The following is a 12,926-nucleotide window of genomic DNA, read 5'->3' as shown; positions in this document are numbered from 1 at the left end:
TTGACTCAAGCACCTCCCCGCGATTGACTGCGCGCGCTCAAGCGGCAGCAAGCCGCAAGCCAAAAAAGGGAGGTCGCCATGGCGTCATGGCATGATCGCGCAGGCTTTTACCGTGCGCTCGCACGCGTCTCTCACGCCGTCTCCATCCTGATTGCAGCCATCGCCTTCGCGCTTCCGAACGTCGCCACGGCCGGTGACGTCCCGACCTTCGCGGTCGATGCGTCCTGGCCGAAGCAGCTTCCGAACAACTGGATTATCGGCCAGATCGGCGGGATCACCGTGGACTGGCAGGGGCACATCTGGGTGATCCACCGTCCCCGCTCGCTGATCGACGGCGAGAAGGCCGCGACCCTCAATCCGCCGCGGGCAAAATGCTGCGTGCCCGCACCGCCCGTGCTGGAATTCGACGTCGACGGCAATCTGCTGCGGTCCTGGGGCGGGCCCGGCGACGGCTATGAATGGGTCGGCCGCGAGCACGGCATCGAGGTCGACGAGCGTGGCTTCGTCTGGATCGGCGGCAATGCCGACAATGACAGCGCGATCCTGAAATTCACGGTCGACGGCAAATATCTCGGCCAGATCGGCAAGATCGCGCCGCGCACCAACAGCAACGACACGACGCAGCTCGGTCGTCCGGCGGAGATCGCGATCGACAAGGAGGCCAACGAACTCTACATCGCCGACGGCTACGGCAATCGCCGCGTCATCGTGTTCGACGCCACCACACTCGCCTACAAGCGGCATTGGGGTGGCCACGGCAAGACCCCGAACGACGACAAGCAACCGCCTTACGATCCGAGCGCCACGGCACAGGAGCAGTTCGGCAATCCCGTCCACTGCATCAAGATCGCCAATGACGGCCTCGTCTATGTCTGCGACCGCAGCCAGAACCGTATCGAGGTCTTCAAGAAGGACGGCACCTTCGTGAAGGAGTGGGTCTACGAGAAGGATAGCCGTGGTGACGGCGCAGTGTTCGATCTGGCGCTGTGGCCCGATCCAAAGCAGACCTACCTGTTGAATGCCGACGGCACCAACAACGAGATCCGCGTCATCAAGCGTGACGACGGCAGCGTGGTCGGCACCTTCGGCCACAGCGGCCGCAACGCCGGTCAGTTCGAACTGCTCCACGCCATGGCCGTCGACGCCAAGGGGAACGTTTATACCGGCGAGGTCGAGGGCAAGCGCATCCAGAAATTCAAGCTGATTTCGGACGCGCTGAAATAGCGCCTCAACGCATTTTGCCCAAAAGTTAACGACGGATGACGCTACGACGCAGTGTCATCCGGCTTTAGGCGCATTGCCGCCGTCCCTGGGACAGGCTACGGAATTTGCCGGAACAAGGCTCCGCAAGAGGGCCGTCCGAATATTTGACACCGGAGGAAACCTTTTATGACGACGACGTTCGCGCGCCGCACTGCGGCCCTTCTGGCCTGCGCCGCTTTCGGATTTGCATCATCAGCCTACGCCCAGGACAAGACCGTCACGATCGGCGTGCTCAACGACATGTCCAGCCTCTACGCCGATATCGGCGGTCCCGGCTCCGTCGTGGCGGTGAAGATGGCGGTCGAGGATTCCGGCCTCGCCGCGAAGGGTTGGAAAATCGAGGTCGTCAGCGGCGACCACCAGAACAAGCCTGACGTCGGCGTCAACATCGCGCGGCAGTGGATCGACACCCAGAAGGTCGACATGATCACCGACACGCCGAACTCCGGCGTGGCGCTGGCGGTCAGCAACGTCGCCAAGGAAAAGAACGTCGTCCTGCTCAACAATGGCGGCGCCAGCGCCGACCTGACCGGCAAGGCCTGCAACGCCAACACCATCTCCTACACCTACGACACCTACATGCTTGCCACCGGCACCGGCAAGGCGCTGACCAAGGCTGGCGGCGATACCTGGTTCTTCCTGACCGCCGACTACGCCTTCGGCGCCGCGCTCGAGCGCGACACCAGCGCGGTCGTGACCGCGAACGGCGGCAAGGTGCTCGGCGGCGTCAAGCATCCGCTCAACACCTCCGACTTCTCATCCTTCCTGCTCCAGGCGCAGAACTCGAAGGCGAAGATCGTCGGGCTTGCCAACGCCGGCGGCGACACCACCAACTCGATCAAGCAGGCGGCCGAATTCGGCATCGTCGAGGGCGGCCAGAAGCTCGCAGCGCTGCTGCTCTTCATCAACGACGTCCACTCGCTCGGCCTGAAGACCGCGCACGGCCTGACCTTCACCGAGTCCTTCTACTGGGACCTCAATGATGCCACGCGCACCTGGTCAAAGCGTTTCCAGGAAAAGACCGCCAACAAGGCGATGCCGTCGATGACGCAGGCCGGCAACTATGCCGGCGTGATACACTACCTCAAGGCGCTCGAGGCGCTCGGCGGTAATCCACATGACGGCGCCAAGGTCGTCGCCAAGATGAAGGAAATCCCGACCGACGATCCGCTGTTCGGCAAGGGCCCGCTCCGCGAGGACGGCCGCCGCATCATCCCGGCCTACCTGTTCGAGGTGAAGAAGCCGGAGGAGTCGAAGGGCCCGTGGGACTATTACAAGCTGGTCTCGACCATCTCGGCGGAAGACGCGGCCAAGCCGCTCAAGGACAGCGAGTGTCCGCTGGTGAAGAAGTAAGCCAGTCAACACTGCCGTAGGGTGGGCAAAGGCGCGAAAGCGCCGTGCCCACCATCTCTCCACGATCGAAGTAGCGGTGGGCACGCTGCGCTTTGCCCACCCTACGAGACCGTCTTCGTTGCTGCCAGCGTCCGCACCGCGATGGCTACGCAAATCACCATCAACGTGGCTGCGAGCAGGAACGGTGCGCCGGGCAGATGCAACGGCGCGCTGCCGCCGATGAAATACGAAAACGTCAGCGTGAACAGGAAGGGACCGACGAGCTGCGCCACGCTCTGCACGCTCGAGGTCGCGCCCTGCAACTGGCCCTGCTGATCCGGCGCGACCAGCCGCGTCATCAGCGACTGCATCGCAGCGCCGGAGATACCCCAGAGGGACAGCACGGGAATGCCAAGCCAGGAGAGCGGTCCGGTCGGAGCCGCACCCAGGATCACGAAGCCGATCGCGCCACAGCACAGGCCCATCAACATCGCGTTGCGTTCGCCGAGCAGGCGCACGATGGGACCGATGGCGAGCCCCTGCACCACCATGGCGCAGACGCCCACCATCGCCAGCGTCAGTCCGACGGTCTTTGAATCCCACCCGTAGCGATAGGTCGCATAGAGCACGAAGGTCGATGGCAGCACGACATGCGCCACCTGGGCGATGAAATTGACGACCGACAGCGCCGCCAGCCCGGCGCTTGAACTCAGGAGGTGCAACGCGCCGACCGGATTGGCGCTCCTCCAGCGGAACGAGGCGCGCTTCTCCGGCGCCAGCGATTCCGGCAGGATCAGCAGGCCATAGAGGGCATTTGCAAAGCTCAAGCCTGCCGCCGCCCAGAACGGCAATCGTGGATCGATATCGCCGAGCAGGCCGCCTACTGCCGGCCCCAGGATGAATCCTGCACCGAAAGCGGCACCGATCTTACCGAACACGGCCGCGCGCCGCTCCGGCGGCGTGATGTCGGCGATGTAGGCAAAGGCGGTCGAGATGCTGGCCGAGGTGATGCCGGAGATCACGCGGCCGATGAACAGCCAGGTCAGCGACGGCGCGAGCGCCATCAGCACGTAGTCGGCGGCGAGCCCGAAATTCGACAGCAGCACCACCGGCCGGCGCCCGAAGCGATCCGACAGCGCGCCGAGCAGCGGAGAGAATACGAACTGCATCAGCGCCCAGGCCGTGCCGAACAGGCCGAAGATGCGGGCTGCATGCGCGGTGTCGTTGCCGACAAAACTCTCGATCAGCTTGGGCAGGATCGGCATGATCACGCCGAGCGCGAGCATGTCGAGCAGGATGGTGACGAAGATGAAGGCGACCGCCCCGCGCCGGACCGGCGCAGCGCCTTGCGCTATCGCCTCGCCGGCCTCGCCGCTCACGACGGCCGCTTGCGCTTGTGCGCGAAGGGATTGGCCTTCTCGCGCAGGGTGATGCGCACCGGCGTGCCCGGCAGATCGAAGGCCTCACGCATCGAGTTGACGAGGTAGCGCAGGTAAGACTGCGGCACCGCGTCCGCGCGCGAGCAGAACAGCACGAAGCTCGGCGGGCGCGCCTTGGTCTGGGTGATGTAGTTCAGCTTCAGCCGGCGGCCGGACACCGCGGGCGGCGGATTGGCCTGGATCGCCTGCTCGAACCAGCGATTGAGCGCAGAGGTCGGCACGCGCCTGTTCCAGAGCGCGTAGGCGTCCTGGATCGCCTGCATCAGGCGATCGATGCCCTCGCCCATCAGGCCGGAGACGGCGACGATCGGCACGCCCTTGAGCTGCGGCAGCCAATGATCGGCGTCGCGGCGCAGACCCGAAATCGCGCCACCGCCCTTGGTCTCCATCAGGTCCCATTTATTGACGGCGAGCACGACCGCGCGACCCTCGCGCTCGATCAGGTCGGTGATGCGCAGATCCTGCTCCTCGAAGCGGTTCTGCGAGTCCATCATCATCACGACGACTTCGGCGAAGCGCACGGCGCGCAGCGCATCGGCCACCGAGAGCTTCTCCAGCTTCTCCTCGATGCGCGAGCGCCGGCGAAGGCCCGCGGTGTCGAACACGCGAAAATCGCGGCCCTTCCAGTTGATCTCGACCGCGATGGAATCGCGCGTGGTGCCGGCCTCCGGGCTCGTCAGCAGGCGCTCCTCGCCGAGCAGATGGTTGATCAGCGTCGACTTGCCGGCATTGGGACGACCGACGATGGCAACCCGGATCGGGCGCGTCGCGGCCTCTTCCTCGGTCAGCGGCTCGTCGTCCTCGGCCTCATCCTCGTCGACGGGCTCCGGCATCAGCTTGGCGAGTTCGTCGTAAAGCTCGCCCATGCCCTCGCCGTGTTCGGCCGAGATCTGGATGGGATCGCCGAGACCAAGCGCAAAGGACTCCATCGCGCCGGCATCGCCATGCTTGCCCTCGCTCTTGTTGGCGACCAGCAGCACCGGCTTGTTGGCCTTGCGGGCGAAATCGGCGAAGGCGCGATCTGTGGGTGTGAGGCCGATGCGGGCATCGATCACGAAGAACAGTGCGTCGGCTTGCGCGATCGCGGCCTCGGTCTGCTCCTGCATGCGCGCCGTCAGCGAGCCCTTGGCGCCTTCGTCGAGGCCTGCGGTGTCGATGATGGTGAATTCGAGATCGCCGAGCCTGGCATCGCCCTCGCGGCGGTCGCGGGTGACGCCCGGCAAATCATCGACAAGCGCGAGCTTCTGTCCCACCAGGCGGTTGAACAGCGTCGACTTGCCGACATTGGGCCGGCCGATGATGGCGATCGTAAAGGACATCAGTCATTCGTGCGCCGTCGAGGCAGCGCCTGTCAAATCGGTGAAAAATATCAGCGCGAGAAACTGCCGCTGGGCATCGGCGCCGGGAAGGCTCCCTGCGTCTGCTGTTGCTGGGTGGTCTGCGCCGATTGCGCCGGCTGCTGTGCGGATTGATCCGGCGGCGGCGCGGTGGTGCGCTTGCGGACGATCTTCTGCTTGGGCGGCGGAGCGGCCGGCGCCGGTGCTGCCTCGGGCTGAGCCTCGCCGTCGACCTCACCGGCCGGCGCTTCAGCCGGTGCGGCTGCCGTCGCGGCCGGCTGCCTGGTCTTCTTGCCCTTGGCGGATTTCGACGATTTGGCGGTCTCAGCCGGCGGCGGCTCGGCCGGCAACGCCGCGACGGCAGGCGCGTTCGGATCCTGCTGTTGCTGCGCGCCCTTGTACATGTCCTTCGGCACGCCCTGCTCCAGACCTGGCACGCCCTCGGGGAACACCGGCTTGCGCTCGCCCGGCAGCTTCTTCTTGGTGTCGAGGAAGTCCAGGAGATCGCTCGGATCGAAGCTGGAGCAACCGCCCAGGACGCCCGTGAAGGCGATCAGAACGGCGGCTGCGATCAAACGTGGCGTGCGGCGCATATCAGAATCTCGTCTGGGCTCTCGGGACCGTCGGCTCAGCTCTTGGCGACGGGCGGCAGCAAGGCCTGAAGCGCCTCGGCGCGCGAGCGCAGGCCCGGCGGCGATTCGCCGTCCTCGGCGATCGCGTCGACCCATTTGCGTGCCGCGGTCATGTCATTGTTGCGCCAGGCCGACAGCGCCAGCAATTCGCGGGCGCTGTGGCGGAAGGTCGATTTGGGCTCGGCGGAGGTTTCCAGCCGCTGCTGGATGTCGGCGTAGCTCGCGCTGTCCACCAGCAGGCCGGCCGCGCGAATCTTGGCAAGATCCCGCCACTCGCTGCCGACGCCGCTGTCGGCGGCGATGTCGTCATACATCTTGGCGGCGGCCTTGGGATCGCGGGCCGAGGCCTCGGCTGCGGCCCGGAGCCGCGCCAGGGTGCGGTAGCCGGACGGAGCCTTGGCAGCGAGGTCAGCAAAGGCCGTCTCGGCCTCCGCGTGCTTGCCCTGCTCCGACAGCTCCACGGCCTTCTCGAAGGTCGCGCCGGCCTCGGCGGCCTTCTTGGCCTCGAGATACTGATAGCCGCGCCAGCCGCCCACGGCCGCCACGACCAGCACCATCAGGGCGATGAAGTAGAGCGAATATTTGTCCCACAGCTTTTTGAGCTGCTCGCGACGTACTTCCTCGTCGACTTCGTCAAATAATTCAGACACTTATGCTAATCCCATGCCCGGCCGGGAGCGCGCGCCAGATCGTGCGCGTCTAAAGCCCGTCCCCACGTGGCGGCGGCGATACCCTATCGATATGGCGGTGGCAAGGCAAAGCAAGGCCGATCAAGGCGTTAACGCGCGATCCGGGATATCCCGGTACCCCACCCGCCTCCATTCAGGCCCCGACCAGCAGCTCCCGCAGCTGGCGTTTCACCACCTTACCGTTGGCGTTGCGCGGGAGGGGCTCCGTGGTGACCGTCATGGTCTCCGGCACCTTGTAGTCGGACAGGCGCTCGGCGCACCAGGCCTTCAAGTCGTCGGTGCCGACCTGGACGCGGGTGACCACGACCGCGTGGACACGTTCGCCCAGCACCGGGCATGGCCTGGCGATGATCGCACTCTCGACCACGGCCGGGTGGCCGGCCAGCACGGATTCGACCTCGGCCGAATAGATCTTGAGGCCGCCGCGATTGATCATGTCCTTCTGCCGGTCGAAGATACGGACGAACCCTTCGGCGTCGACCGAGCCGAGATCGCCCGAATGCCAAAAGCCGGCAGTGAAACTATCCGCCGTCGCCTTCGGGTTGTTCCAGTAGCCCTTGATGACGGAGGCGCTCTGGATCCAGAGCTCGCCGATCTCGCCGGGCGGCAGCTCGCGTCCCTCGGTCCCCATCGCGATGATCCGCGCGCCGGGACACGGCAGGCCGACGCTGTCGATATGGCTCTCCGTCAGCTCGCCCGGCATGATGGTGGACGGCGACGTGGTCTCGGTCGCGCCGTAGCAGTTCGCGAGCTTCAGGCCCGGAATCGTCGCCTTGAGCTTCTCGATCGTCGCAACCGGCATCGGCGCACCGCCGAAACCACCGATGCGCCAGCTCGAGAGATCATAGCTGTCGAAATCCGGCTGGAGCAGGCAGAGATTGTACATCGCCGGCACCATCACCGTGTAGGTGACGCGCTCCTGCGCCGCGAGCTTGAGGTAATCAGCAGCCTTGAACTCCGGCATGATGATCAGCGCGCCGCCGCAGCAGATCATCGTCGTGATATTGGCGACGACGCCCGTGACATGGCCGAGCGGGACGGCTGCGATCGAGCGGTCGACCTTCGTCAATTGCAGGCAGGACACGAACACCATCGAGGAATGCACGATGTTGCAATGGGCGAGCATCGCGCCCTTCGGCTTGCCCGTGGTGCCCGAGGTGTAGAGGATCATCGCGGTATCCTCCTCGTTCACTTCGACCGGTGCTGCGGCCTGTGCGTTGTCGGCGAGCACCGCGAAGCGCGACACTTGCGGATCATTGTCGACGGCGACGCGATGGACGACATCAGGCACATCCTGTGCGTCGGGCAACCGCTCGGCGAGACCGGCTTCGTGGATCAGGATCTTGGCGCCGCAATCGGTGAGAACATAGGCAATCTCCGGCTTCTGCTGGCGTGTGCTGAGCAGCACGGTGACCAGCCCCTCATGCGCGGCGGCAAACAGCAGCAGCGGAAATTCGATGCGGTTGCCGAGCAGGATCGCGACGCGGTCGCCGCGCTGCAGGCCGAGCTTGCGAAAGCCCGATGCAATCCGCGCGGCCTGCGCCACCGCCTGTCGCCAGCTGAGGCGAACGTCACCGCAGACCAGCGCTTCGCCATCGCCGTTGCGCGCGGCAGCCTCCGCGATCATCGCCCAGAGACTAGCCGGCCGGTCGGTGAAGGCCGGGACCACCCGATCGCCAAAACGCGCCTCGAACCGCATCGGCGGAATCTGAGATTGCGACCAGTCCATCGGAGGGTCCTCGTCTTGTTGCTTTTGTCACCTTCCGCACATGAGTACGGAGATGATGTCTTGCGCCGATCGGCTAGCCGCCCATGACGGGAACGCCGATCACAACAGGGTGGAACGCAAACGCCAGCGCCAGATAGGCGACGATACCGACCGCAACAGCGATCAGATCGTTGGTGACGCCGCCCACTGGAATCGGCGGGCCACCGGCATCCTTGCGATGCTTGAGCGAAATACGATCATAGACCCCCCACCCCAGAAACGAGCCGAACAGGATGATGGAGCCGAGATCGCCATTGGCGAGCAGATGGGCCGCCGCCCACAGCTTGATGCCGGCGAGCATCGGATGCTTCAGCGTCGCATAGATGCGGCCCCGCAAATATGATGCGACCACCAGGATGACGGCAGGCAGCATCAGCGCGACCGTGATGTGCTTCATCGCCTTCGGCGGATACCAGACATCGATCCAGCCGGTCGCGCGATAATGGCCAAAGCCCCAGACGATCAGCGCCAGCCCCGCGAGCGAGACGACCGAATAGAGGATCTTGTAGGTCCCCTCACCCAGCCGCGCGATCGCCTGCGCGCGTGCCTCTCGTTTCGTTGTGAAAACATGGGCGGCGAAAAACAGCACCAGCCCCAGGATCATGACCAGCAGACCCACGACATCCTCCCCTCAACCAGCGCCCCCGCCTATGGCGTATCATCGATCGGCCGCCGGTCGCAACTGATGCGCTACTTGCCAGTCTCTCGATTATCGACATATCGGATCGCGATCGGACGCCCGGCCAGGGCACCGCCGAGGCCGCTGGTGAAGTTCAACGGCAGGCAGGCGTTCAGCGATGAATTGATCGCGTTGAGATAGGCCGTCCTTGTGTCCGCCGGAACGCCTGCGGTCGCATATGTCAGGCGCGGCGGGCCGATCAGCCCCCCGGTCTTGTTAAAGCTGAATCGCACCGCCATCTGCATGCCCGCGCGGGCATTGTCCGATGGCGGCGACCAGCAGGTGCGCAGCTCGGCAAAGAGGTCGCCGATCGTATCGAGATCGTGATCCGGCTTCTGGTACTTGGCCCGATCAGCCTCTGACGGGACGCTCTCGATCGTGAGCTGGAGGTTCTGCCCGTAGGGATAGTCCATCTCGGGAATGCAGGGCCCGTGATCGAGCGGGCTGCAATAGGACGGCGTGCAGGGACGGCCGTCGAGCACACTGCACGGCTCGTGCGCAAACGGGATCGGATTGATCTGCCGGCGCTGCGCGTCGACCGCGACGGTTGAGATCGCAAGAAGGAGAAAGATGAGGATGCCACGCCACATGATGCGCGCTCGCGATATCATGTAGACCAACGTGGCACCGCCGCAGCATGCGTCAAGCCCGCGTGCGTTCACATGCTCGCGCTTAAGCCGCCGGGGTGCGCCCTACCCCTTCTTCTTGACGTCCTTGACGTTGGTGAACTCGATCCCCTCGGCGCGGTCCCTGGTGTAGCCGAGATAGAACTCGTTCCGTGCCAGATACACGGGATCGCCATCGACGTCGTCGGCGATGCTGGAGGTGTTGGAAGCAATGAAGGTGTCGAGCTTCTTGCGGTCCTCCGAGGAGACCCAGCGCGCGAGCTGGAACTCGCTGACCTCGAACTCGACCGGCAGCGAATATTCCGCCTCGAGCCGTGCCTTGAGCACGTCGAGTTGCAGCGCGCCGACCACGCCAACCAGCGCCGGTGCGCCGTCGCGCGGACGGAACACCTGCACGACGCCCTCTTCCGACATCTGCTGAAGCGCTTCCTTCAGCTTCTTCGCCTTCATCGCGTCGGTGAGACGCACCCGGCGAACGATTTCGGGCGCGAAGCTCGGCACGCCAACGAAGTTGAAATCCTCGCCCTCGGTCAGCGTGTCGCCGATGCGCAGCGTGCCGTGATTGGGAATGCCGACGACGTCGCCTGCAAAGGCCTCGTCCGCGACCGAACGGTCCTGGGCAAAGAAGAATTGCGGGCTCGACAGCGGCATGCTCTTGCCGGTGCGCACCAGCTTCGCCTTCATGCCGCGGCTGAGCTTGCCTGAGCACAGCCGCGCAAACGCGATGCGGTCGCGGTGGTTCGGATCCATGTTGGCCTGGATCTTGAACACGAAGGCGCTCATGCGCGGGTCGGTGGCTTCGACCTTGCGCTGGTCGCTGTCCTGCGCACGCGGTTCGGGCGCGAACTTGCCGAGCCCTTCCAGGAGATCGCCGACGCCGAAATTGCGCAGCGCGCTGCCGAAATAAACCGGCGTCAGATGGCCCTCGCGAAACGCGTCGAGCTCGAACGGCTTTGAGGCCTCGGTCACGAGCTCGAGCTCGTCCTTCACCCCGGAGACGTCGAGATTCGCATTGAGCTTGGCGAGCTCGGCGATCTCGATCTGCTGCGCAGCGCCCGTCTTGGCGCCGCCACCCTCGAGCAGGCGTACGCCGCCATTGACGACGTCGTAGGTGCCGAGGAAGTCGCGGCCGCGGCCGACCGGCCAGGTCATCGGCGTGGTGTCGAGCGCCAGTGTCTTCTCGATCTCGTCGAGCAGCTCGAAAACGTCGCGGCTCTCGCGATCCATTTTATTGATGAAGGTGATGATCGGGATGTCGCGCAGACGACACACCTCGAACAGCTTGCGCGTCCGCGCCTCGATGCCCTTGGCCGCGTCGATCACCATCACGGCGGAATCGACCGCCGTGAGCGTACGATAGGTGTCTTCCGAAAAGTCTTCGTGGCCCGGCGTGTCCAGGAGGTTGAAGACCAGGCCTTCAAACTCGAAGGTCATGACCGAGGTCACGACCGAGATGCCGCGCTCGCGCTCGATCTTCATCCAGTCCGAGCGGGTGTTGCGCCGTTCACCCTTGGCCTTGACCTGCCCGGCCAGATTGATGGCGCCGCCGAACAGCAGCAGCTTCTCGGTCAGCGTGGTCTTGCCGGCGTCCGGGTGCGAAATGATCGCAAACGTGCGACGCCGCGACACTTCTGCGGCAAGCGGGGAACGGGCCGGCGATTCGGCTGTGGTGGCGATGTCGGACATGGCGGGAGCGTTTGGCAGGGAAAATGGGCCCAATCAAGCCTCATTTGGTGATTGCGGAGCCCTTCGGCCAGCCCCATATCGGCTTCCGGGAGGACGACCTTCCTGCTCATCAGCATAGCAGCCTGCGGGGACGGCCCTGCCTTGAATGGAGGGGCGTCATGGCCTGGAGCATCCTGTTCGTCGCCGGTCTTCTCGAGATCACCTGGGCGATTGGCCTGAAATATACCGAGGGCTTTACCAGGCTGGTTCCGTCCGTCATCACGCTCGCGGCCATGGCCGGCAGCGTGATCCTGCTCGGTTTGGCGCTCAAGTCGCTGCCGGTCGGAACCGCCTATGCGGTCTGGACCGGGATCGGTGCGGTCGGCACCGCGACGCTCGGCATCATCCTGTTCGGCGAGCCCGCCACAGCCTTCCGGCTCGCCAGCATCGCCCTGATCGTCGCGGGCATCGCGGGGCTCAAATTCGTTACCTGAGGAAGAGCTGGACCGCCCACCAGGAGAGTGCTGCGACGATGGCCGAGGCCGGGATCGTGATCACCCAGGCATAGACGATCGAGCTTGCCACGTTCCAGCGTACGGCCGAGACGCGCCGCGCGGCGCCGACGCCGACAATGGCGCCGGTGATGGTGTGGGTGGTCGAGACGGGAACGCCGAGGAAGGTGGCTATGAACAGGGTCGCCGCCCCGCCGGTCTCGGCGCAAAAACCCTGCATCGGCGTCAGCTTGGTGATGCGCAGCCCCATGGTGCGGACGATACGCCAGCCGCCCATCAACGTGCCCAGCGCCATCGCCGACTGGCAGGAGAGCACCACCCAGAACGGCACCGTGAATTCGCCGCCGAGATGGCCCTGCGAATAGAGCAGCACGGCAATGATGCCCATCGTCTTCTGCGCATCATTGCCGCCGTGCCCGAGCGAATAGAGCGAGGCGGAGGCGAATTGCAGGATGCGGAAGGCGCGGTCGACCGCGAACGGCGTCGAGCGCACCGAGAGCCAGGATACGACCGCAACCAGCATCATCGCGAGCAGGAAGCCGACCAGCGGCGACAGCACGATCGCCAGGACCGCCTTGGTCAGCCCACTCCAGACCGCCGCCGAGATTCCGGCCTTGGCCATGCCGCCGCCGACGAGCCCGCCGATCAGCGCATGCGACGAGGAAGACGGGATGCCGAGCGCCCAGGTCACGAGATTCCAGACGATGGCGCCGACAAGAGCTGCAAAGATCACCTGGGCATCGACAATTGCGGGGTCGATGATACCGGTGCCGATGGTCTGCGCGACGTGCAGGCCGAACACCATGAAGGCGACGAAATTGAAGAACGCAGCCCAGAACACCGCGAATTGCGGCCGCAGAACGCGGGTCGAAACGATGGTCGCGATCGAATTGGCGGCATCGTGCAGGCCGTTCAGGAAATCGAACAGCAGCGCGACGGCAATCAATCCGACCAGGACGGGAAGACCCAACGCAGCATCCACGG

The 12,926-nt window shown here is 65.0% G+C and carries 12 protein-coding genes; 3 read left to right on the top strand and 9 right to left on the bottom strand.

Annotated elements, in window-relative coordinates; genetic code table 11:
* Window positions 1-78 precede the first annotated feature (78 nt).
* Both NLM31_RS19735 and NLM31_RS19730 read left to right on the top strand, forming a co-directional pair.
* On the top strand, window positions 79-1,224 hold the full coding sequence (locus NLM31_RS19735; RefSeq protein WP_254193330.1) for a hypothetical protein: 1,146 nt from the start codon (window positions 79-81) through the stop codon (window positions 1,222-1,224).
* A 165-nt stretch (window positions 1,225-1,389) separates the two neighbouring features.
* A complete protein-coding gene (locus NLM31_RS19730; protein ID WP_254130958.1) occupies window positions 1,390-2,616 on the top strand; it encodes an ABC transporter substrate-binding protein in 1,227 nt (408 codons plus the stop codon).
* Between the two features lie 101 nt (window positions 2,617-2,717).
* On the opposite strand, the gene NLM31_RS19725 is transcribed toward NLM31_RS19730, so the two are convergent.
* The 8 genes from NLM31_RS19725 to NLM31_RS19690 all read right to left on the bottom strand — a co-directional run bounded on the left by NLM31_RS19725 (window position 2,718) and on the right by NLM31_RS19690 (window position 11,451).
* Window positions 2,718-3,974 carry a TCR/Tet family MFS transporter gene (locus NLM31_RS19725; RefSeq protein WP_254193329.1) on the bottom strand — a complete coding sequence of 419 codons (1,257 nt, stop codon included), beginning with the start codon at window positions 3,972-3,974 and terminating at the stop codon, window positions 2,718-2,720.
* Entirely contained in the window at window positions 3,971-5,353 is a 1,383-nt protein-coding gene (gene der, locus NLM31_RS19720; protein ID WP_254193328.1) for a ribosome biogenesis GTPase Der, read from the bottom strand. Before der ends, NLM31_RS19725 begins: the two co-directional genes overlap by 4 nt.
* A 50-nt stretch (window positions 5,354-5,403) precedes the next feature.
* A complete protein-coding gene (locus NLM31_RS19715; protein ID WP_254193327.1) occupies window positions 5,404-5,964 on the bottom strand; it encodes a hypothetical protein in 561 nt (186 codons plus the stop codon).
* A 35-nt stretch (window positions 5,965-5,999) separates the two neighbouring features.
* A complete protein-coding gene (locus tag NLM31_RS19710) occupies window positions 6,000-6,653 on the bottom strand; it encodes a tetratricopeptide repeat protein (protein ID WP_254193326.1) in 654 nt (217 codons plus the stop codon).
* A gap of 172 nt (window positions 6,654-6,825) precedes the next feature.
* Window positions 6,826-8,421 carry a class I adenylate-forming enzyme family protein gene (locus NLM31_RS19705; RefSeq protein WP_254193325.1) on the bottom strand — a complete coding sequence of 532 codons (1,596 nt, stop codon included), beginning with the start codon at window positions 8,419-8,421 and terminating at the stop codon, window positions 6,826-6,828.
* Window positions 8,422-8,494: 73 nt separating this feature from the next.
* The gene (locus tag NLM31_RS19700; protein ID WP_254193324.1) at window positions 8,495-9,079 is read right to left on the bottom strand and encodes an NnrU family protein; all 585 of its coding nucleotides are present in this window, start codon (window positions 9,077-9,079) and stop codon (window positions 8,495-8,497) included.
* Window positions 9,080-9,150: 71 nt separating this feature from the next.
* Window positions 9,151-9,729 (bottom strand): hypothetical protein, encoded by a 579-nt coding sequence (locus tag NLM31_RS19695; protein ID WP_254130951.1) that lies wholly within the window; start codon window positions 9,727-9,729, stop codon window positions 9,151-9,153.
* A gap of 102 nt (window positions 9,730-9,831) precedes the next feature.
* Window positions 9,832-11,451 carry a peptide chain release factor 3 gene (locus NLM31_RS19690; RefSeq protein WP_254193323.1) on the bottom strand — a complete coding sequence of 540 codons (1,620 nt, stop codon included), beginning with the start codon at window positions 11,449-11,451 and terminating at the stop codon, window positions 9,832-9,834.
* A gap of 158 nt (window positions 11,452-11,609) precedes the next feature.
* On the opposite strand from NLM31_RS19690, the gene sugE reads away from it, so the two are divergent.
* Window positions 11,610-11,924 carry a quaternary ammonium compound efflux SMR transporter SugE gene (gene sugE, locus NLM31_RS19685; RefSeq protein ID WP_254130949.1) on the top strand — a complete coding sequence of 105 codons (315 nt, stop codon included), beginning with the start codon at window positions 11,610-11,612 and terminating at the stop codon, window positions 11,922-11,924.
* On the opposite strand, the gene NLM31_RS19680 is transcribed toward sugE, so the two are convergent.
* Window positions 11,917-12,924 carry an inorganic phosphate transporter gene (locus NLM31_RS19680; RefSeq protein WP_254130948.1) on the bottom strand — a complete coding sequence of 336 codons (1,008 nt, stop codon included), beginning with the start codon at window positions 12,922-12,924 and terminating at the stop codon, window positions 11,917-11,919. The two genes, sugE and NLM31_RS19680, sit on opposite strands and share 8 nt — an antisense overlap.
* Window positions 12,925-12,926: the final 2 nt, after the last annotated feature.

Origin of the sequence: Bradyrhizobium sp. CCGUVB4N (assembly GCF_024199945.1) — a bacterium.
Lineage (GTDB): Bacteria > Pseudomonadota > Alphaproteobacteria > Rhizobiales > Xanthobacteraceae > Bradyrhizobium.
The sequence above is the reverse complement of the archived record's forward strand: the minus strand, read 5'-3'. Positions and strand labels throughout refer to the sequence as shown.

Bases quoted from the DNA above. Each gene is read 5' to 3' on its own strand.
- NLM31_RS19715 (WP_254193327.1), bottom strand. From the start codon at position 5,964: ATGCGCCGCACGCCACGTTTGATCGCAGCCGCCGTTCTGATCGCCTTC.
- NLM31_RS19730 (WP_254130958.1), top strand. From the start codon at position 1,390: ATGACGACGACGTTCGCGCGCCGCACTGCGGCCCTTCTGGCCTGCGCC.
- NLM31_RS19735 (WP_254193330.1), top strand. From the start codon at position 79: ATGGCGTCATGGCATGATCGCGCAGGCTTTTACCGTGCGCTCGCACGC.
- NLM31_RS19690 (WP_254193323.1), bottom strand. From the start codon at position 11,451: ATGTCCGACATCGCCACCACAGCCGAATCGCCGGCCCGTTCCCCGCTT.
- NLM31_RS19695 (WP_254130951.1), bottom strand. From the start codon at position 9,729: ATGTGGCGTGGCATCCTCATCTTTCTCCTTCTTGCGATCTCAACCGTC.
- sugE (WP_254130949.1), top strand. From the start codon at position 11,610: ATGGCCTGGAGCATCCTGTTCGTCGCCGGTCTTCTCGAGATCACCTGG.
- NLM31_RS19705 (WP_254193325.1), bottom strand. From the start codon at position 8,421: ATGGACTGGTCGCAATCTCAGATTCCGCCGATGCGGTTCGAGGCGCGT.
- der (WP_254193328.1), bottom strand. From the start codon at position 5,353: ATGTCCTTTACGATCGCCATCATCGGCCGGCCCAATGTCGGCAAGTCG.